This window comes from Bradyrhizobium sp. Bra64, assembly GCF_024519875.1.
GTDB lineage: Bacteria > Pseudomonadota > Alphaproteobacteria > Rhizobiales > Xanthobacteraceae > Bradyrhizobium > Bradyrhizobium japonicum_G.
The window spans coordinates 1-20,748 of the sequence record NZ_JALJRD010000027.1 but is presented as its reverse complement, the minus strand read 5'-3'; the positions used below and the strand labels follow the sequence as shown (position 1 = coordinate 20,748).

Below are 20,748 nucleotides of genomic sequence, written 5' to 3'. Positions count from 1 at the left end.
CCGTCTCGACGGCCAGCTCATGGTCGTCCTCGACGTCGATCGCGTCCTCGAGCTCAAAACCGAAGTGCAGATGGCTGCGTGAGCCCCAACAACATCGAAGCCGGAGAACCAAAATGAAAACGTGTTTGGTGGTCGATGATTCCAGCGTCGTGCGCAAGATCGCGCGCCGGATCCTGGAAGGCCTGGAATTCGAAGTCACCGAGGCCGAGGACGGCTCGAAAGCGCTCGAGATCTGCAAGCGGCAGCTGCCCGACGCGGTGCTGCTCGACTGGAACATGCCGGTGATGGACGGCTTCGAGTTCATGGGCCACATGCGCCGCCTGCCCGGCGGTGAGGAGCCCAAGGTCGTGTTCTGCACCACCGAAAACAACGTGGCTCATATCGCTCAGGCGCTCAGCGGCGGCGCCAACGAGTACATCATGAAGCCCTTCGACAAAGACATTATCGCCGACAAGTTCGCCGAAGTCGGCTTGATCCCGGTCGGACAAGCAATGGTCTGAGTGTGTCTGGCCCGAGTGCTTGGGCCAGAGTGTTCCCAGTACACCTTCCGAGAGGCTATCCGTGACCCCGACCGAGTATGAGTATCTGCGTAAGTTCCTGAGGGATCATTCCGGGCTCGACCTGTCCGCAGACAAGCAATATCTGATTGAAAGTCGGCTGCTGCCGCTCGCCCGCAAGGCCGGCCTCTCCGGCATCGGCGAGCTCGTGCAGAAGCTGCAGGGCGCAGGATCGGGCGCGCTCGTCACCAGCGTGGTCGAGGCGATGACCACCAACGAGACCTTCTTCTTCCGCGACAAGGTCCCGTTCGATCATTTCCGCGACACCATCATGCCGGAGATCATCAAGGCCCGCGCCGGCCGCCGCAGCGTGCGCATCTGGTGCGCCGCCGGCTCGACCGGACAGGAACCCTATTCACTGGCGATGAGCCTGAAGGAGATGGGCGCGGCCCTGACCGGCTGGCGCGTCGAGATCATCGCGACCGACCTGTCGCAGGAGGTGCTCGAAAAGGCCAAGGCCGGCATCTACAGCCAGTTCGAAGTGCAGCGCGGCCTGCCGATCCAGATGCTGATGAAATATTTCAAGCAGACCGGCGAAACCTGGCAGATCAATCCCGAGCTGCGGGCGATGATCCAGCACCGGCAGCTCAATCTGCTGCACGATTTCGCCCAGCTCGGCACCTTCGACGTCATCTTCTGCCGCAACGTGCTGATCTATTTCGATCAGGACACCAAGATCAACATCTTCAACCGCCTGGCGCGCCAGATCGAGCCCGACGGCTTCCTGGTGCTGGGCGCGGCCGAAACCGTGGTCGGGTTGACCGACACGTTCAGGCCGATCCCGGAGCGGCGCGGCCTCTACAAGCCGAACGACCCGCGTGCCGCAGCCGCCAAGCCGGCACTCGCCGGCGCGGCGCCGCGCATGGCGGTCATGGCAGGACGATAGGCATGGTCGAGGATGGCAAGGGCGCTGAACGCGTAACTTTCAGTCGCGGCTATGATGTCTGCATCATGGCGATCGACGGCACCTGGCGCCGCGACTGCAAGCTCAACGCGATCTCCGACACCGACGCGATCCTCACCGTGGAAGGCTCGATTCAGGGGTTGAACCTGAAAGAGTTCTTCCTGCTGCTGTCGTCCACCGGCCTCGCCTATCGCCGCTGCGAGCTGGTGCGCGTCAACGGCGCCGAAATGGACATCCAGTTCCTGCGCGGCAAGAACCGGAAGAAGCGCGGCGCAGCCGGTGGCCGTGACGAGGCGGCCTGACCGTCACATGCGTCTCGCCGCCGTTTGCCGGGACGTTGGTTCATATTTGCTGAAACATCCCCCACAATTTGCCGTAGCGGCTTTACGCCGCCTAAGCGCGAGCGGTGTATCCATTGCCGGTCTCAATCTCAGGATACGGCAATGCCCAGAAGCTCACTCTCTCCCATCCCGTCCAACCTGCCCGACGGCGCCGAACGGCGTGCGCTTCAGCTCCTGGTGGTCGATGACGACGCCACGCAGCGCAGCCTGATCACGGTCGCCGCCAAGCAGGCCGGCCACGAAGTCACGGTGGCCCCGTCCGTGACGGAAGCGATCGAAAAGCTCCGTGCCGCCCGTTTCGACTGCGTGACGCTCGATCTCGTGCTGGAGGATGGCGACGGTATCGACGTGCTGGGCGAGATGGCAAAGGTGAAATTTGCCGGCGCCGTGATCGTCATCAGCGGCATGGACGGCAAGCGCCGCAGCGCCGCCCGCAACTTCGCCCGTTCGGTCGGGATCGAGCTCCAGAGCCTGCCCAAGCCACTGGATCTCGCGGCCCTGCGCATCAGCCTCGCCAATCTCGGCAAGACCGCGATGGGCCTGCCGGCGATCCACACCTGGGGTGGTGTCGCCACCGACGCAATCGTGGGACGGCACCGCGCCTGAGCCGCGAAGCTGCCATGCGATGATCCGGCCGCGCCGGCGCGCCGATCGCGATCTACACCGTGCTTCCGGTTTCCGACAGGCATTCCAGGGCGTGGCCAAGGCCCGCCCGGCAGGCGCCGAGGGCGGCGCTCGCCGTGGCGTACCGCGGCGTGACGTCGTCGAGAACGAAAACGTCCGCGGAACCTTCCTGATCGCTGCCGTGTTCTTGATCCGTGGCTGCGGCGATGCGGCGCATGCTGGTCTCGACCTGCACGATCAGCAAGCGAAGGTCGGCCGCAATCAACTGAAGGCTCTCGACTTCGGGCATTGCGGCCAGAGGCGACGTGTCGGCCAAATTTAGCATGGATATTCTCCGTCCCCTGCAATTAGGCGCCTTGCCGCTACTTGTGCGTTAAGTCCATGTCCCGTACAAATACGGGTGGGCCGAATCCGCGCCTAACGCCATAACGGTTGGCGCGGACGCGAGTCCTTCATGCCAACCGGATGTGGCACATGGCCGAACAAAGCTCTCGCGGTGAAATCTTCGTGGTCGACGACGACGCTGCCGTTCGCGACACCTTGTCGATGGTGTTGAAGGCGGCGGGCTATGAGGTGATCTGTTTTGCGGACGGCGCAGCCTTGCTCTCCGTCGCGCGAAGCCGCACACCTGCAGCAGTCCTGCTCGACGTGCACATTCCCGGCAAGTCGGGCCTCGACATTCTCAAGGAGCTGCACGGCGAAGACTATCCGGCACCGATCTTCATGATCTCCGGACAGGGCGACATCGCGATGGCGGTCGGGGCCATCAAGAGCGGTGCGCTCGACTTCATCGAGAAGCCGTTCCGCGGCAGCGAGATCGTCGGCCGGCTCGACGAGGCGATCGGCGCCTATGCACGCAGGCAGTCGGAGAACGCGGCGCCGAAGTTCGGCTCGCTCCATTTCCCCGGACGCGAGCCGTTGACGCGGCGCGAGCGCGAGGTGCTCGAGCAGTTCGCCGCCGGCGCATCCAACAAGGAAGCCGGTCGCACGCTCGGCATCAGCCCGCGCACCATCGAGGATCACCGCGCCAACATCATGAAGAAGCTCGGCGCGCGCAATGCCGCCGATCTGATCCGCATCGTGATGACCGCGGCCCAGCGCGCGTCGTAAGTCTTTTGGTGGAGTTTTCGTAGCCCGGCTCATCCGGGCTACGGAGTCCTCAAGCGCTCAACGCCTTGCGGATGATCCGCGCCAGATCCGATTTGCGATAGGGCTTCGCCAGCAGCAGAACGCCTGAATCCAGCCGGCCGTGATGGATGATCGCGTTCTCGGTATAGCCGGACGTATAGACCACCCTGAGATCCGGACGTGTCCTCTGCAGTTGGTCGGCGAGCTGCCGTCCGTTCATCTTGCCGGGCATGATGACGTCGGTGAACAGGAGGTCGAACGGTTTTCCGGCGGCGACGATTGCGAGCGCCTCCGCGGCGTTCGCAGCCTGCAACGTGACGTAGCCCAGCGAATGCAGCTGTGCCAGCACGTAGTCGCGCACCAGCCGGTCGTCCTCGACCACCAGGATCGTTTCGTGTCCGCCCTCGATGGTTGCCGGAATCACGCCCTCGCCGACCGCCGTCGGCGTCTTGCCGGGCGGCAGGTACATCTTGATCGTGGTGCCGTGCCGTTCCTCGCTGTAGATCTTGATATGGCCCGCGGACTGCTTGATGAAGCCGTAGACCATCGAAAGCCCGAGTCCGGTGCCCTTGCCCGGCCCCTTCGAGGTGAAGAACGGATCGAACACCCTGGCCAGCATGTTGGCGGGAATGCCGCTGCCGGTATCGCTCACGGCGATCAGCACGTAATGGCCCGGCCGGACGTCGTTGACGCTGGCATAGATCTCGTCGAGATAGGCGGCGCCCGTCTCCACGATCAGCTTGCCGCCGCCGGGCATGGCGTCGCGGGCATTGAGCGCGAGGTTGAGGATCGCGGTGGTGAGCTGGTTGGGATCGACGATCGCGACGCAGTTCTCGTCCTCGAACACCGATTCGATCTGGATCTGCTCGCCCAGCGTCGGCCGCAGCAGTTTCGCGGTGTCGATGATCAGCGAGTTGATGTCGATCTCGCGCGGCTGGAGCGGCTGCTTGCGCGCGAAGGCGAGCAGGTGCTGGGTCAGATCGGCGCCGCGCGCGGCGGCCTCGTCGATCATCTTGGTGATGGCGGCAAGCTGCGGCTCCTTCTCGACCGCCTCCGCCAGGATCTCGATCGTTCCGGTGATGACGGTGAGGATGTTGTTGAAGTCGTGCGCCACGCCGCCGGTGAGTTGGCCGACCGCCTCCATCTTCTCGGCGTGGCGGATGCGCTCCTCGGCCGCGATCTTGTCGGTAAGGTCGCGGTAGAAGACGTTGAACAGCAGGCCCTCGCGGCGCTTCAGCGCGGTGACGCTCAGCTCGGCCTTGAACTCCTTGCCGTCGCGGCGGCGGCACATGAGCTCGCGGCGGCGGTTCAGCGTCCTGCCGTCCTCGCTTCCCAGGAAATGCTTCAGACCCGCCCTGACCCTTTCGCGTTCGCTCTCGGCGACGATCAGGTCGATCGTGCTCTTGCCGAGCACCTCGTCGCGGCTCCAGCCGAAGAGTTGCTCGGCCTGCGAGTTCCAGTTCAATATGCCGCCCATCTCGTCGGTCTGGACGAAGGCGTCGAGTGAGGTCTCGACGATGTTGCGGGCGAGCCGTTCGCTTTCACGCAGCGATTCCTGCGCGAGCCGCGCCTCCGTCATGTCGCGGCCGACGAAGAAGAAGCGCTTCGCCGGCTCGGACCAGCTGCCGAGCCAGGACAGCCAGACCTCGTGGCCGTCCTGGTGGAAGCAGCGGGTGTCGGCGAGCGTGGGACGTTCGCCGCGCCGCAGCGCGCGCATCTCTCCGCGCGACTGGTCGAGATGGTCGGGATGAATGAAATCGGCGCCGCTGCGGCCGATCATCTGCTCGGGCCGGTAGCCGAGAATGATTTCGCTGCTCGGGCTGATCTGCGCGATATGGCCGCGCGCGTCCATCACCATGATCAGATCCTGCGACGTATCGAAGATCTGCCGTCGCTCCTCGATCTGATGCTGCAGCACCCGCTCGGCCCGCCGCGCCTCGGTGAGGCTGCGCGCGGTGCCGGAGGCACCGACGATCTCGCCCGACGGCCCCTTGATCGGCGACAGGCTGAGCGAGATCTCCACTGGCGTGCCGTCCTTGCGCAGGCGCACCGTCTCGAAGCGTTCGATCGGCTCGCCTCTGGCGATCCGCCTCAGATAGTCCTTGCCCTGCTCGCGCCGGTCGGCCGGAACGATGATCGAGGTGGAGTTCCCGATCGCCTCCTGCGCCGAATAGCCGTAAAGGCGCTCGGCGGCGGGATTCCAGCCGGTGATGACGGCGTCGAGCGATTGCATCACGATCGCATCGTCGGACGATTCGACCGCGGAGCTGAACAGGCGCTCGCGCTCTTCATGATGGCTTCGGGCGGCCTCGGTGCGGCGATGCTCCTCGACCTCGCGTTCGAGGGCGGCCGTCTTCGCGCGCGTCTCCTCGACCATCCGGGCAAAAGCCCGGGCCAGCACGCCCGTTTCGCCGCTGGCATCGAGGGGAATGTCGGCGGACCGTCCGCTGCCGATGGCCTCCACCGCCGCGGTCAGACGTCCGATCGGGCGGGTCAGCGAGCGCGCCAGCAGCACCGCAAGTAAAGCTGCGCCGATCACGGCAAGCAGGCCGACCAGCGAAGAGGTTCTTTGAATCGCGGCCGGAACGCGGCCGAACACGGACGGCGGGACCGTCTCGATGATCGCCACCCACTCCTTGCCCGCAAGCATCGCCGGTGCGATCGCCGCTCCACTCGGCCGGCCCGATCGATCGGTCATGAGCTGTGTGGATCCTTGCGGCAGGCCGGCCCGTGCTGCAAAGAACGGAAAGTCCTTGCGCCAATCGTTGGCGTGGCCATGAAATGAGCCGAATTCCTGCGCGCGGTCGGGATGAACGAGATAATCCCCGCGCGAATTCACGACATAGATCTCGCCTCCGGCGCCAGCGGTCGTGCGGACGCGGTCGAGCGCCGGACGCATGTCGATATTGGCAATGATGATGCCGAACGGCTTGGCGTCCGGCGTGAACAGCGGCGTTGCGACGCGCAACGTCGGAATGTGAGGATCCGTGGTTCCCCCCTGCCGGGTGGCGAGATCGACCGGCGAAACATAGATGTCCCCCGGCGCCAGTCGCATCGTCGCCTGGAAATAGGGTCGCTCGCTCTTGTTCTCCAGTTCGTTGTCGGGAGCGATCCGTGCCGCCCCATTCGGACCGGAGCGATCGACGCGGACCAGTTCGCGCTGGTCGTGATCAAGGCCGATAATACGAAACTCGCCGTAGCTGGGCTTGGCCTCGATTTCGGCCGCGAGCCGTGCCGCGATGCGCTCGCGCCAGGTCTGCTCCGAAACGCCGTCGAGGGCGTCGATGCCGCCATTGATGTGGGCACGGATCAGGCCATTGATGGCTACGGCGGAGCGATAGCCGAGCAGGTCGCCGCGGGCTCCGGCGACGTAGGATTCAAGATGGGTGGCCAGCAGGCTCGACTGGGCTTCGATCCGCTCCAGGACGCGCGGAATGACGGCCTGGCTGATGTTGCGATAGCCCAGCCAGCCGACCGCGGCCACGGTCACCGCCACCAGCAGGATCATCGCGATGGCGAGCCGCGTTGCGAGCGTCATGGGGATATTCGTACCACGTCCCGAATGGTCGCGCCCGTTCTGGCCCGCAGCGGATCGGATGCTGTTGTCATCGGCGCTCGGTGCTGACATCGGGAGCCTGCCGCGCCGCCGCGAAGCAGCCGTCGACCGCAGCGAGCAGGGCGTCGGGCGGGAACGGCTTCTGGAGGCTTGCCACCGCGCCGAGCTTGGTCGCCATCTTCAGGAAATCCGGCTCCGCATAGCTCTCAGGCGTGATCGAACGGCCGGAAATGACGATGATCGGAATTGCCGGGGCTAGCGCCCTTATGTGGCGCATCGCCTCCAGCCCGTCCATGCCGGGCATGAAGATGTCGAGAAACAGCAGGTCGAACCGGCCGGCCTCGAACAGCGCAATTCCCCTGCGGCCGTCGCCGGCGACGGTGACGTGATGACCGGCCCTCTCCAGGATCAGCCGGATCGTGATTTGAACGGCCGGGTCGTCATCCACGATCAGGATGTTGGCCACGTCTGAATTCCTCCGGGCCGGAGTGGGGCCTCCCCGCCGGCCGCAAATCAAACCATCAAAAATGAAATTGTTGCGCGGATTCCGCTCAGCCCGCAAGCACTTCGCGCGATTACGGGGCCCGGTCGGTCGCTGTTGCTTCGTGTCCCAATATATGCACGTTTGCGTGCATACCGGAAGGCTGAGTTCGGCACATCCGGCGACTTGCGACGTGTGGACGGCGTGTGAGAAGAGCGGACGGATATGCAGAGGAAAAAGCAATGACCAAGAAGAAAACGCCCGACCAGCTTCGCAGCGCGCGCTGGTTCGCGCCCGACGATCTCCGCTCGTTCGGCCATCGCTCCCGCGCCATGCAGATGGGCTACGCGCCGGAGGAGTGGAAGGACCGCCCGATCATCGCGATCCTCAATACATGGTCGGACGCCCAGCCTTGCCACATGCATTTCAAGTCGCGCGTCGACGACGTCAAGCGCGGCATCCTGATGGCCGGCGGCCTGCCGGTGGAGCTGCCGGCGCTGTCGCTGTCGGAATCGCTGCTCAAGCCGACCACGATGCTCTATCGCAATCTGCTCGCGATGGATGCCGAGGAGCTGCTGCGCAGCCATCCCGTCGACGGCGTGGTGCTGATGGGCGGTTGTGACAAGACCACGCCCGCGCTGCTGCTGGGCGCGACCTCGATGAACATTCCGGCGATCTATCTGCCGGCAGGTCCCATGCTGCGCGGCAACTGGAAGGGCAAGACGCTGGGCTCCGGCTCGGACGGCTGGAAATACTGGGACGAGCGCCGCGCCGGAAAAATCTCCGACAAGGACTGGCTCGACATCGAAGCCGGCATCGCCCGCAGCTACGGCACCTGCATGACCATGGGGACGGCCTCGACCATGACCGCGATCGCGGAAGCGATCGGCATGACGCTGCCGGGCGCTTCCTCGATTCCGGCCGCTGACGCCAACCACATCCGCATGGCCTCCGAATGCGGCCGCCGCATCGTCGAGATGGTGTGGGAGGATTTGACCCCGAAGACGATCCAGACCCGCAAGGCGTTCGAGAACGCGATCGCGGTGGCGATGGCGATGGGCTGCTCGACCAATGCGATCATCCATCTGATCGCACAGGCCCGCCGCGCCGGGCTGGACATCGGCCTCGACGATTTCGAGATCGCCAGCCGCAAGGTGCCCGTCATCGCCAACGTGCGTCCGAGCGGCGATTCCTATCTGATGGAGGACTTCTTCTACGCCGGCGGCCTGCCGGCCTTGATGGGCCAGATCAAGCCGCACCTGCACCTCGACTGCATGACGGTCACCGGCAAGACTGTCGGCGAGAACATCGATGGCGCCGAGGTCCACAATGACGATGTGATCCGCTCGGTCGACAATCCCATCTACAAGGAAGGCGCGCTCGCCGTGCTCAAGGGCAATCTGGCGCCCGACGGCTGCGTCATCAAGCCCTCCGCCTGCGCGCCGCGCTTCCTCAAGCACACCGGACCGGCGCTGGTGTTCGACGACTACCCGTCGATGAAGAAGGCGGTCGACGATCCCAATCTCGACGTCACCGAGGACCATATCCTCATTCTGCGCAATGCGGGGCCGCAGGGCGGACCGGGCATGCCGGAATGGGGCATGCTGCCGATCCCGACAAAACTCGTGAAGCAGGGCGTGCGCGACATGGTGCGCATTTCCGATGCGCGCATGAGCGGCACCAGTTACGGCGCCTGCATATTGCACGTCGCGCCGGAATCGTATGTCGGCGGTCCGCTGGCGCTGGTCCGCAACGGCGATCGCATCACGCTCGACGTGGCCGCGCGCACCATCAATCTCGACGTTCCCGAAGCCGAGCTCGACAAGCGCCGCGCCGCCTGGAAGCAGCCCGAGCGCCGCTTCGAACGCGGCTATGGCTGGATGTTCACCAAGCACATCAAGCAGGCCAATGACGGCTGCGACTTCGACTTCCTCGAGACCGATTTCGGCGCGCCGATCGGCGAGCCGTCGATTTACTAGAGAGCAAGACATGACCAAACTCAGCGAAGCCACCCGCAACAAGCTAAAATCCGTTTCCACCGCTACGGTCGCCACCGCCTTGTTCAAGCGCGGCCTGCGCATCCAGATGATCCAGGATGTGCACCCCTTGGGCGCGGACCAGCCGACCATGGTCGGTGAAGCCTTCACGCTGCGCTACATGCCGGCCCGCGAGGATCTCAACACCATCGACGTCTTCAAGGATCGCTCGCATCCGCAGCGCAAGGCGGTCGAGGATTGCCCGGCAGGCAGTGTGCTGGTGATGGACAGCCGCAAGGACGCGCGTGCCGCCTCGGCCGGCGCGATCCTGGTGACGCGGCTGATGAAGCGCGGTGTCGCCGGCGTCGTCACCGACGGCGGTTTCCGCGATTCCGCCGAGATCGCGAAACTCGGCATCCCTGCCTATCACCACCGCCCGAGCGCACCGACCAACCTCACGCTGCACCAGGCGATCGAGATCAACGTCCCGATCGGCTGCGGCGACGCGCCGGTATTTCCCGGCGACGTCATCTTGGGCGATGCCGACGGCGTCATCGTGATCCCCGCGCATCTCGCCGACGAGATCGCCAACGAGACCTTCGAGATGACCGCGTTCGAGGATTTCGTCACCGAGGAAGTAGGCCGAGGTCGCGGCATTTTTGGTCTTTATCCCGCGACCGATCCGCAGACGCTCACCGACTTCGCGGAATGGCGGAAGAGGAACGGGCGGTAGTTGGTTTGACGGTGGAGGGTGTGGCTACACCCCGGCCTCCGCCATCCCTGCCGCCCACAGCGCGAACGCATAGACGATCGCGACCTCATCGAGCCGGTCGAAGCGTCCCGAGGCGCCGCCGTGACCGGCGCCCATGTTGGTGCGCAGGAGAACCGGGCCGCCGCCGCTCATGGTCGCGCGCAGGCGCGCGATCCATTTAGCTGGCTCCCAATAGGTGACCCGCGGATCGGTCAGCCCGCCCATCGCCAGGATCGAGGGATAGTCTTTCGCCGCGACGTTGTCGTAGGGCGAGTAGGACAGGATCGTGCGAAAATCCTTTTCGCTCTCGATCGGATTGCCCCATTCGGGCCATTCCGGCGGCGTCAGCGGCAGCGTGTCGTCGAGCATGGTGTTGAGCACGTCGACGAACGGCACTTCGGCGACGATGCCCGCGAACAATTCGCCGGCGCGGTTCGCCACCGCGCCCATCAGCATGCCGCCGGCCGAGCCGCCATGGCCGACGATGCGTTTCGCGCTGGTGTATTTCGCATCGATCAGCGCCCGCGCGCTGGCGGCAAAATCGTCGAACGAATTGGTCTTCTTCTCGCGCTTGCCGTCGAGATACCAGCCCCAGCCCTTGTCGGCGCCGCCGCGGATATGGGCGATGGCGTAGACGAAGCCGCGATCGACCAGCGACAGCCTGTTGGCGCTGAACGAGGCCGGCATCGCCATGCCGTAGGAGCCGTAGCCGTAGAGCAGCAGCGGCGCCGCGCCGTCGAGCTTGAGCCCGCGGCGATGCAGGATCGACACCGGCACCTCGGCGCCGTCCTGCGCCTTCGCCATGATGCGCGTCGTGACGTAGTCGGCGGCGTTGTGCCCCGACGGGATCTCTTGCCGCTTGCGCAAGGTGCGCGTGCGCCCGGTCATGTCATAGTCATAGACTTCCGACGGCGTCGTCATCGACGAATAGGCGAAGCGCAAATTCGTCGTCTCGAACTCGTAGGAGCCCATCGTATCGAGCGAGTAGGCCGCTTCGTCGAAGGCGATGGCGTGTTCCACGTTTGAGGCGAGGTCGCGGATCACGATCGACGGCAGCGCATTGGCGCGCTCCAGCCGCACCAGATGGCCGGCATAGAGATCGAGGTCGATGATGTAGATGCCGGGACGGTACGGGATCAGATCGCGCCAGTTCTTGCGCTCGGGAGAGGCGAGCGGCGCGGTGACGATCTTGAAGTCGATGGCGTCGTCGGCATTGGTGAGGATGAAGAGCTGGTCATCGCGGTCGGCGAGCGAATATTGCACGCCCTCCTCGCGCGCCGCGACCAGGCGCGGCGGCGCCTCCGGGTGAGCAAGATCGATCAACCGCTGCTCCGACGTCTCGTGATCGCCGCCCGCGATCACGCAGAACCGGCCGCTGGTGCTCTCGTGCAGATGGGTGAACCAGCCGGAATCCTGTTCCTCGTAGACGAGCGTGTCGTCGGCCTGCCTGGTGCCAAGCTTGTGCCGCCACACCTGCATCGGCCGGTGATTGTCGTCGAGCTTCACATAGAAGAAGGATTTTGCATCCGCGCTCCAGACCACGCCGCCATCGGTCTCCTCGACGAGATCGTCGAAATCCTTCCCTGTGGCCCAGTCGCGGACGCGGATCGTAAAATACTCCGAACCCTTGGTGTCGGCGCTCCAGGCCTGCAGCTTGTGGTCGTTCGAGTGGCGGCTGCCGCCGAACTTGAAGTATTCGTGGTTCTTGGCGAGCGCATCGCCGTCGAGCACGATATGGCCCTCGCCGCCGTCGCGCGGCATGCGGCCGAACTGCTCGTGCTGCCCGCCTTCGCGGAATCTGCGGAAATAGGCGAACGGACCGTCCGGCGACGGCACGCTGGAATCGTCCTCCTTGATCCGTCCGCGCATCTCGCGCACCAGCACCTTCTGCAAGGACGAGGTGTGGCCGAGCAGGCTCTCGGTGTAGACGTTCTCTTCATCCAGATATTTGCGGATGTCGGGATCGAGCACCTTCGGGTCGCGCAGCACCTCCTGCCATTTGTCGTCCTTCAGCCAGGCGTAATCGTCGGTCACGGTGATCCCGTGCCGCGTAAAGGAATGCGGCCGGCGCGGGGCGACGGGGGGCTGGGAAGGTGTTTTGGAGTGCGTCACTCGATCCTCATTCAGATGCGTCGGCGTTCTTTCACCTCTCCCCGCTCGCGGGGAGAGGTCGGATTGCATCTTCGATGCAATCCGGGTGAGGGGGACTCTCCGCGAGTTCAACTCTCACTACCCTTGCTGAAGCAGCCCCTCACCCCCACCCTCTCCCCGTAAGAACGGGGAGAGGGAGAAGGAAGGGCGCCGCGTTGCCTCTTATATCGTCCCGATTCCTCGAATTGCCAGCGGCACCACACCAAGTCGCCGGGTTGTTGATGCGCTGCTTCTATGCTTTAGGGGCCATATCTCCGCCGCCGGTCCAGCCTCATGCTGTTCAACTCGTACCCGTTCATCCTGTTGTTCCTTCCCATCGTTCTGGCCGGCTATTTCTGGCTGGGGCGGCGCAGCAATCTGACGCCGGTGATCTGGCTGGCGGCGGCCTCGCTCGCCTTCTACGCCATCGGCAACTGGCAATTCGTCGCCCTGCTGCTGGTCTCGATCGCGTTCAACTATGGCGTCGGCCATCTCCTCATCGTGGCGAAGCTCGACCCCATGCAGCGCCGAGCGGCGCTCGCGCTTGGCGTTGCCGGCGATCTCCTCGTGCTCGGAATCTTCAAATATGCCGGATTTGTCGCCGAGAACGTCAATGCGCTGGCCGGGACGCATGTCGCGCTTGATATCCTGCTGCCGGTCGGCATCTCCTTCTACACCTTCACCCAGATCGCGTTCCTGGTCGATGCCTGGCGCGGCCAGGTCGCGGCCTACGCGCTGCCGCACTACGCGCTTTTCGTGACGTATTTTCCGCATCTGATCGCGGGCCCGATCCTCCACCACAAGGACATGATCCCGCAATTCGAGCGCGAGGAATCCAAGCATCCGGACGGGCATCTGATGCTGTGCGGTATCATCATCTTCGCGATCGGCCTGTTCAAGAAGACCTGCCTTGCCGACGGCATCCAGCCGCTGGTCGCGCTCGCCTTCGAGGCGCGCTCGCCGAGCTTCGACCAGGCCTGGCTCGGTGCGCTGGCCTATACGTTCCAGCTCTATTTCGACTTCTCCGGCTATTCCGACATGGCGATCGGCATATCGCTGATGTTCGGCATCTTCCTGCCCGTCAATTTCAACTCGCCCTACAAGGCCACCAGCATCGTCGAGTTCTGGCGCCGCTGGCACATGACGCTGTCGCAATTCTTGCGCGACTATCTCTACATTCCGCTCGGCGGGAACAGGCACGGCCGGGTGCTGCGTTACGTGAACCTGTCGATCACGATGCTGCTCGGCGGGCTCTGGCACGGTGCGGCCTGGACGTTCGTGGTGTGGGGCGCGTTGCACGGCGCCTATCTCTGCATCAACCATGCCTTCAGCGCGCTGGTGCCGAGCGTTCCGAGGCCTCTTGCGCGCCCGGTCCGCATGGCGGGGGCGGCGCTGACGTTCCTTGCCGTCGTCGTCGCCTGGGTGTTTTTCCGCGCCGAGCGCATCGATTGGGCGCTGCGAATCCTCGGCGCCATGGCTGATCCCGCGAACATCGCCTTCGGCCGTGCCGAGATCGCGGCGCTGGTGCAGATCACGATCTACGCTGCGCTGGTGTGGCTGGCGCCGAACACGCAGGGAATCATGGGATATGACCACGCCAATCGCCGGGTCGGTGAGAGCCTGAGGGCAGGGCGCATGCGGTCGCTGTTCCTCTATGCCGCGTCGCTCGTGCTCGCGTTCGGGTTTCTCGGCATCCAGAGCCACAGCGAATTCATCTATTTCCGGTTCTGATGCAAAGCGCATTCACATATTCGGGACGTGTTCTCCTCGCGAGCGTCGCGTGCGTCCTGGGCGCGGCCGCGCTCACCTTCGTCGTCGATCCGCTGCAACTGTTCCGCTCCTCGCGTCTCGCCCCGGCTTTCTATTCCGACGACACGCGGGTGCAGAACGCCGGGCTGATCCGCAGCCAGTCGTTCGACACCGCCTTCATGGGCACCTCGCTCGCGATTCACTTTCGCCAGAGCGACATCGATCGTGCGCTCGGCGTCCATTCGCTCAAGCTGGCGATGACCGGATCCAATTCGCGTCAGCAGGGCTTCGTGCTGGAGCAGGCGATCGATCACGGCGCGAGGCGCGTGGTCTGGGCGATGGACGATTTCATTTTTGTCGATGCGGCCGGCATCGAGGCCGATCCTTATCTCGCCGTCGATCTCTATCGCGGGACGGCAAAGGGGATCGCGTCCTATCTGTTCAACGCGACGATGGCGAAGGAATCCCTGTTCGCTCTGCTGCGGTCAGTTCCGCCGCTGCGGGGCCCGCTGGGCCGGGTGGCGCCGTTTCTCCCCGTCAAGTTTGCGTTGTCCGACGTCGACGACATCTACGCGCTGCCGCGGGATTTCGAGGTCGCACGTGGCTACAATGCGAAAAGGACGCTCGCGGCCTTCGCTTACATCACCGATCCCGTGCGCAGCCGTTTCCTCGGCGAAGGCTACGGCTACGACGCCATGGTGCGGCATTTCGAGCACGATGCCGTCGGCCTGATCGCGCGCCATCCGGACGTGACCTTCGACATCTACTTCCCGCCTTATTCGATCCTGCAATTCGTCGCGATGCGCGACGCCTCGCCGGCGACGCTGAAGATCGTCACAGATCTCACGGCCTTCATCGCACAGCGCCTGACGCAGCTTCCCAATGTGCGCTTGTACGATTTCCGCGCGATCAAGGCGGTGACGCACGACCTCGACAATTACGGCGACGTCATCCACCATTCGCCGGTGATTGATGCGAAGGTGCTGTCGTGGCTGGCGCGTGGAGAGTACAGGGTCGACCCGAAGGCGCCGCTGGCGTCGCTGAACGAGCTGAAGGCGCAGGTCGAGGCGTATCGCGTCGAGCACTGATGTTCCCCTCTCCCCTTCTTGTGGGAGAGGGTGGCTCGCCGCAGTCGCGGCGAGACGGGCTATCTAACCGCGAGTCCATTTCGCAATTGAGATCGCGGAAGGCAACCCCTCATCCGGCGCTTCGCGCCACCTTCTGCCACAAGGGGAGCAGGAAAAAAGACGCCTTACACCGCCACCTCTTCGCCGAGATACGCGACCGCTGCTTCGAGCCCGCCCTTGCCGTGCGGGATCTTCAGCGCGTTCAGGCCGATCTCGATGACCCCTAACGTGCCGAGCAGCATCGGCGCATTGACGTGGCCCATATGGGCGATGCGGAAGGCCTGTCCCGAGAGTTCGCCGATGCCGGTGCCGAGCACGACGCCGCACTTCTCCTTGCAATAGCGTTGCAGGATTGCCGGATCGTGGCCATTGCTCATGGTCACGGTGGTGACGGTGTTGGAGCGCTCATGGGGTTCGGCGACGTTGAAGCCGAGCACCTGGCCTTCCGACCATGCGGACACCGCGCGGCGCGCGGCTTCGCCGAGCAGGCTGTGGCGGCGGAAGGCGTTTTCCAGCCCTTCCTCGTGCAGCAGGTCGATCGCCTGGCGCAGCGCGAACAACAGATGCACCGGCGCGGTGCCGGCATATTTGCGGTAGTTCTCGGTGCCCTCGCGCTCGCTCCAGCTCCAATAGGGCGTCGACATGTTTGCCTTCTTGTGCACTTCGAGGGCGCGCGCGTTGGCCGCGACGAAGCCGAGGCCGGGCGGCGTCATCAGGCCCTTCTGCGAGCCGGACATCGCGACGTCGATACCCCATTTGTCCATCTCGAACGGCATGCAGCCCAGCGATGCCACGGTGTCGACCATGTACAGCGCGGGATGGCCAGCCGCCTTGATCGCCTTGCCGATCGCCTCGATGTCGTTCTGCACCCCCGAGGCCGTATCGACCTGGACGACGACGACGGCCTTGATCGTGTGCTCCTTGTCGCGGCGCAGGCGCTCCTCGACCTCGCTCGGTCGCACCGCGCGGCGCCAGTCGCCCTTGAGCACCTCGACCTCGGCGCCCATCAGCGCCGCTGCGTTGCCCCAGCCGATCGCGAAGCGTCCGCTCTCCAGCACCAGCACCTTGTCGCCGCGCGACAGCACGTTGCTGAGCGCCGCTTCCCAGGCGCCATGACCGTTGGCGATGTAGATGTAGGACTTGCCCTTGGTCGCAAACAGCTTCGAGATGTCGCTGAGCAGGCTCTCGGTCAGATCGAGCATCTCTTTGGAGTAGATGTCGATCGCCGGACGATGCATCGCCCGCAGCACCTCGTCGGGCATCGTGGTGGGCCCGGGGATGGCCAGAAACTCCCGGCCCGCGCGAACGGTCATTGCTGTTGGTCCTTGTTGCTTGAGAACAGGATGGTGGGTCGCTGATTTTTGCTTTTACGCGTGCCTGGCATCCAAGAAAAGCGCGCAAAATGCAGGTCTGGGGCTCTACCTCTTCGTTTCCCGGCAGCCGGCGGCTTCCGCCTCCTCCACCGAGCAGAACCAGCGGGTGCCCTTGCTGATCTTCATCTTGATCTGGGTGTACCAGCGGCTGGTCGGCTGGTGATAGATGCACTCGCCGGCGGTGTTGACGTTGCCCTTGATTGTGCAGTCGGGTGAGGGCGCGACCGGCCCCGAGGCCGAGGCAAGCAGCACCGCATGCGCCCCGTCGGGCGGCTTGGTCGCGCCAAGGATTGTTGTCTTCTTGTTGCGCACGCGCCAGTCCCAGGGCGCGATGAAGGCGCCCTGCCACATGCCGGCCCTGGCCTCGCGCGCGGCCTTCTCGTCCGCCTCATAGTCGTGGGACATTCGGGTGTAGGCCAGTGCCCAGCCGCTGCGAACCAGCCATTTCTGGATGTCCTCCCCGCCGACCTCGCAGCGCGCCACGGTGCGGCCGCGCCGATCGATCGCCCTCGCATGGCAGACCCAGTTCTTGCCCTCGGCGTATTTGGCGAGCTCGTCGCGGGCTGCGATGCCGCAGGTCCAGCGCTCGCGCTTGGTGTTGAGGCACAGCTGGTCGACCGCGGGCGCGTCGATGCCGCCGAGCCTGATCCGCGTATTCCCGATGACGACGGAATCGCCCTCGCGGACCTTGGCCGTGCCTGTGATGTCGGCGGCCTCGGCCGGCGACGGCAAGCCGGGCAAGGACAAGGCGAGCAATGACAGCGCAATCAGGGATTTTCGCAACATGCCGGTCCGCGTGTTCAGGACAATCTCGATAAGCCGCGCAATTGTGGTCGGCTTTTGTCCGCCCGGCCAGCGCCTGCCCAACAGATGGGCTTTCAACTTCCCGTCATTGCGTGATGGCCACCGATGAAGAAGCGTTGCGCTGCGTCCGGGGCACGAGACCATCTCACCCCTGCCCCATCATCGCCTTTCGCGCCACCGCCAGTCCCATCAGAACGAACGCCGACGTCACTTCGGGCCCGCCGACCAGGATCCGTGTCGGCGTCTTCATCTTGTTCCATTCATAGGCGCGGAACGGACCACGGCGGCCGCCTTCGCCAAGGCTCGCGACGATCACGTTGAGCGCCGGCGCAAAGGCACGCGGGTCGGCACCGAGATGACCGAGTGCGATCAGGGCCAGGGCCGCATCGAACACGTTCATTTCGCCGGCCATCAGCTCGCCCTTGACGTAGGAGAGCACGCGGTGGCGGATGAAATCGAAATCGCCGTCGGGATCGATCACGGCCTGCGCTGCCAGCGGCAGCGCCAGGAAGGCGGCGTAGCAGCGGCCGAAATAGGCGCTGTAGAGCTCCGGCAGATAATAGATGTGCGAGCGCGGATTGGCGAAGGCGCCGCTGGCGGCCAGCCGCTTCTGGAAGCCGATGATGCGATGCACGATCGCAAGCCGCGCCGGCGTCTCCAGAACCTTCCAGCGCGCCAGGTTGCGAAAGCTGACCTCGAGAATGTCGAGATTGAGCGTCGGATCGAGATCGTTGCCATAGGGGCGCTCGCCGTTGAGATTGTCGATCCAGGTCGCAACGCCGCCCTCGTAGTCGATATTGTCGTTGATCGGCACGGTCACGCGCGGCTCGTTGACGCCGGCGCGCACCTGATAGCCGGCGTAGAAATCCAGCAGCGGCTGGTCGATGATCGGATCGGTGCACCCGGCCTGCGTCGCTGCCGAGATCGAGCACGCCGTGGTGTCGCAATCCGGCACGTAGACGCCGAAACCGAGATCCTGCTTGATCTGGGCGAAGTAGCGCGAAAAACGCGGATGCGGCGCAGGCGCGAGCGCGGTGATGACGTTGAACCGCGCGCCGCCGCTGCCCTCGACCTCTTCGCGGCTGATGTTGACGCAGAAGTCCACCATGTCGGCGATCGCGCGTTCGGCCGCCATCTTGTCGGCGGACGAGGCGAGCCCGGTCTCGACGAAGCTCAGCAGCGCCTCGATGAAGAACGCGTCGTAATAGGCCGAGCGGTGACGGATCTGCACCGGCTCCCACATCGGTTCGGCAATACCGGTCCAGGGCGGATTGACGACCGCGCGCGCCGGGGAGCGCGCGATGAAGACGCGGGCGAGGTTGAACAGCAGCGAGGAGTTCTTGTAGCCGCGCGCGTTGAGGCCCGTGAGCGCCATGGTCAGCTCGCGCCCGCGGAAATCGGGATCGCCGATCAGGTTGAAGGCGGCATAGGTCGGCAGGAAGCCGTTCCTGCGGTACGAGCCGAGCAGATGCTGCGCGCAATCGCGGATCACGCCGTCGATCTGCGATGGTTGCGGCGCCGTGCCGACGAACATTGCCGGCGGCGGCTTGGGATGGTCGAGCGCGATGCCGTCGACGAGATCGGCGACGGGCTGGCCGATCGCGGTCCAATCGGGCTCGGCCTCGTCGCGGGCGCGCACCAGCGCCTCGCGCAGCCGGGCCAGTTTCCCTTCGTCGCGCAGCTCGGGCAGGCCGGCCCGGCGGAGCAGCAGCCGCAATGCGGGATTGCCCAGCGCTGTTTTGTAGAATTTGGCCAGATGCAGATCGCCGCTGGCGGGGCCCGACAGGACGGGATCGCAGACGTCGTAAAGCGAGGGGCCGTCCTTCCGCGCCGTCAGCGCCCGGCAGGCGGCGCCGGCAAAGTAATGAAAGCTCATGAAATACCTGGTCGCGGGGCATTGGCCGGGGGCCGGCCGGCACGCTCCCAGCCGCGCGCCACCCCCTGCAAGTCGTTGAAAAAGCTACCCGGATTCGCAGGAAATACAAATGTGATCGCAGTCACGGAAAAACCCGGCACGAACGCTGCATGATCGGGCTCCGGAAGGTTACGGGGACGCAGAAAACGGAGACTTTTAGGCGGATAAATTAGCCAATGTAGTCAGCGACTTAGTTCTAATTTTGGGCAATCTATTGCGGGGCACACTATATCCCGTTAAAGGTTTGTTTGGTGCGGCGCCGCAAATTGCGCGCAATTCGGGGGCACACCCCGGCCAATCCCTCAAACCTAAAGACGCTAGCGCGCTACTCAACCTGTATGCGCGCGCTTGGCTGGTCTTTGGCACTGACAGGAATGAAGCGAGATGAATGTTAGGCAGCTCGACATTTCCCGACGCACGATTGCGGTGGCCGCAGCCCTCATCGGCACGGTCTCGCTCGTGATCGGCGCCCATGCTGCTCTCAACATGCGCGCGCTCGATGCGGCCAAGGCCGTCTCGACCGACCAGGTCACGGGCTCGATCGGCCAGACCTCCCGCCTCGCGCTCGTCATCGGCAATGGACATTATCCCGACGCCAACGCGCCGCTGACCCAGTCGATCAACGACGCCCGCGCGCTGTCCTCGTCGCTGCGCAAGAACGGCTTTGACGTCGACATGGTGGAAGACGCGACCAAGGACGACATGGTCCGTGCCGTCAACCGCCTGAAGTCCCGGATCAAGCGCGACACCGTCGTCATGCTGTTCTTCGGCGGCTACGGCGTGCAGGCCGGCCGCGAAAGCTTCATGCTGCCGGTCGATGCCGTGATCTGGAAGGAAAACGACGTCCGCCGCCAGGGCGTCTCCATCGAGGGCGTGCTCGACATGATGAAGGAGCAGGGCGCCAAGGCCAAGCTCGTCGTGGTCGACGCCTCTCGCCGTAACCCTTACGAGCGCCGCTTCCGCTCCTACAGCCACGGCCTCGCGCCGATCAGCACGCCGGACAATGCGCTGATCCTCTCCTCGGCTTCGCCCGGCAAGGTCGTCGACGACGGCAAGGGCGAGCACAGCGTGCTGGTCAGCGAGTTCCTCAACAACCTCAATGCGCAGGGCAGCGCCGAGAGCGTCTTCAACAAGACCCGCGTCGCCATCTCGCGCGCGAGCGAAGGCGACCAGGTCCCGTCGGTCTCCTCCTCGTTGCTCGAAGACGTCCATTTCGGCGAAGCCGGCGGCTAGTTTTCTTTCCACCCTCCCCTGGAGAGAAAGGGTCGATCGCATAGGACAGCGGGAGGTTTCCGAAAGAGCTCGGCCTGCATGGTTCGAGACGCCCGCTTT

Annotated in this window: 17 protein-coding genes and 1 pseudogene; 11 read left to right on the top strand and 7 right to left on the bottom strand. The window is 64.7% G+C overall.

The features are described from left to right. From NR187_RS34780 to NR187_RS34760, 5 genes and pseudogenes are all read left to right on the top strand, one after another. Nucleotides 1–82, top strand: a pseudogene (locus NR187_RS34780) (chemotaxis protein CheW); the annotation flags it as partial. Between the two features lie 31 nt (nucleotides 83–113). Further along, nucleotides 114–500 (top strand): PleD family two-component system response regulator, encoded by a 387-nt coding sequence (locus tag NR187_RS34775; protein WP_211387191.1) that lies wholly within the window; start codon nucleotides 114–116, stop codon nucleotides 498–500. 61 nt (nucleotides 501–561) lie between these two features. Continuing rightward, complete coding sequence (locus NR187_RS34770) at nucleotides 562–1,443, top strand: protein-glutamate O-methyltransferase CheR (RefSeq protein WP_211387192.1); 882 nt, start codon at nucleotides 562–564, stop codon at nucleotides 1,441–1,443. Between the two features lie 2 nt (nucleotides 1,444–1,445). Beyond that, nucleotides 1,446–1,763, top strand: a complete 318-nt coding sequence (locus NR187_RS34765) for a PilZ domain-containing protein (protein ID WP_211387193.1) — start codon at nucleotides 1,446–1,448, stop codon at nucleotides 1,761–1,763. A gap of 141 nt (nucleotides 1,764–1,904) precedes the next feature. Further along, nucleotides 1,905–2,408, top strand: a complete 504-nt coding sequence (locus NR187_RS34760; protein WP_211387194.1) for a response regulator — start codon at nucleotides 1,905–1,907, stop codon at nucleotides 2,406–2,408. A gap of 52 nt (nucleotides 2,409–2,460) precedes the next feature. On the opposite strand, the gene NR187_RS34755 is transcribed toward NR187_RS34760, so the two are convergent. Next, entirely contained in the window at nucleotides 2,461–2,751 is a 291-nt protein-coding gene (locus tag NR187_RS34755) for a hypothetical protein (RefSeq protein ID WP_211387195.1), read from the bottom strand. Between the two features lie 149 nt (nucleotides 2,752–2,900). Between NR187_RS34755 and NR187_RS34750 the strand changes: the two genes are divergently transcribed. Continuing rightward, nucleotides 2,901–3,536, top strand: coding sequence for a response regulator transcription factor (locus NR187_RS34750; RefSeq protein ID WP_106946755.1), 636 nt, complete (start codon nucleotides 2,901–2,903; stop codon nucleotides 3,534–3,536). Between the two features lie 49 nt (nucleotides 3,537–3,585). Here the strand turns inward: NR187_RS34750 and NR187_RS34745 are convergent, their stop codons facing one another. Next, entirely contained in the window at nucleotides 3,586–7,182 is a 3,597-nt protein-coding gene (locus tag NR187_RS34745; RefSeq protein WP_256809509.1) for a PAS domain S-box protein, read from the bottom strand. Next, nucleotides 7,160–7,576 carry a response regulator gene (locus tag NR187_RS34740; protein WP_211387197.1) on the bottom strand — a complete coding sequence of 139 codons (417 nt, stop codon included), beginning with the start codon at nucleotides 7,574–7,576 and terminating at the stop codon, nucleotides 7,160–7,162. Before NR187_RS34740 ends, NR187_RS34745 begins: the two co-directional genes overlap by 23 nt. A gap of 257 nt (nucleotides 7,577–7,833) precedes the next feature. On the opposite strand from NR187_RS34740, the gene araD reads away from it, so the two are divergent. Both araD and NR187_RS34730 read left to right on the top strand, forming a co-directional pair. After that, entirely contained in the window at nucleotides 7,834–9,570 is a 1,737-nt protein-coding gene (araD, locus tag NR187_RS34735) for an L-arabinonate dehydratase (RefSeq protein ID WP_256809507.1), read from the top strand. Nucleotides 9,571–9,580: 10 nt separating this feature from the next. Continuing rightward, the gene (locus tag NR187_RS34730) at nucleotides 9,581–10,300 is read left to right on the top strand and encodes a ribonuclease activity regulator RraA (protein ID WP_211387199.1); all 720 of its coding nucleotides are present in this window, start codon (nucleotides 9,581–9,583) and stop codon (nucleotides 10,298–10,300) included. A 24-nt stretch (nucleotides 10,301–10,324) separates the two neighbouring features. On the opposite strand, the gene NR187_RS34725 is transcribed toward NR187_RS34730, so the two are convergent. Beyond that, nucleotides 10,325–12,430 (bottom strand): S9 family peptidase, encoded by a 2,106-nt coding sequence (locus tag NR187_RS34725; protein WP_256809506.1) that lies wholly within the window; start codon nucleotides 12,428–12,430, stop codon nucleotides 10,325–10,327. Nucleotides 12,431–12,742: 312 nt separating this feature from the next. Here NR187_RS34725 and NR187_RS34720 point away from each other — a divergent pair, with 312 nt between their 5' ends. After that, entirely contained in the window at nucleotides 12,743–14,179 is a 1,437-nt protein-coding gene (locus NR187_RS34720; RefSeq protein WP_256809505.1) for an MBOAT family protein, read from the top strand. After that, complete coding sequence (locus tag NR187_RS34715; RefSeq protein WP_211387202.1) at nucleotides 14,179–15,285, top strand: hypothetical protein; 1,107 nt, start codon at nucleotides 14,179–14,181, stop codon at nucleotides 15,283–15,285. Before NR187_RS34720 ends, NR187_RS34715 begins: the two co-directional genes overlap by 1 nt. A gap of 164 nt (nucleotides 15,286–15,449) precedes the next feature. Here NR187_RS34715 and NR187_RS34710 read toward each other — a convergent pair whose 3' ends face one another. The 3 genes from NR187_RS34710 to NR187_RS34700 form a co-directional block, all read right to left on the bottom strand. Further along, nucleotides 15,450–16,637, bottom strand: coding sequence for an alanine--glyoxylate aminotransferase family protein (locus NR187_RS34710; protein WP_211387203.1), 1,188 nt, complete (start codon nucleotides 16,635–16,637; stop codon nucleotides 15,450–15,452). Nucleotides 16,638–16,742: 105 nt separating this feature from the next. Further along, nucleotides 16,743–17,483: a thermonuclease family protein gene (locus tag NR187_RS34705; protein ID WP_211387204.1), complete on the bottom strand. Its 741-nt coding sequence runs from the start codon at nucleotides 17,481–17,483 to the stop codon at nucleotides 16,743–16,745. A gap of 163 nt (nucleotides 17,484–17,646) precedes the next feature. Then, nucleotides 17,647–19,377, bottom strand: coding sequence for a hypothetical protein (locus NR187_RS34700; protein WP_211387205.1), 1,731 nt, complete (start codon nucleotides 19,375–19,377; stop codon nucleotides 17,647–17,649). A gap of 423 nt (nucleotides 19,378–19,800) precedes the next feature. Between NR187_RS34700 and NR187_RS34695 the strand changes: the two genes are divergently transcribed. Then, entirely contained in the window at nucleotides 19,801–20,649 is an 849-nt protein-coding gene (locus NR187_RS34695) for a caspase family protein (protein WP_256809503.1), read from the top strand. The last annotated feature ends 99 nt before the right edge of the window (nucleotides 20,650–20,748 follow it).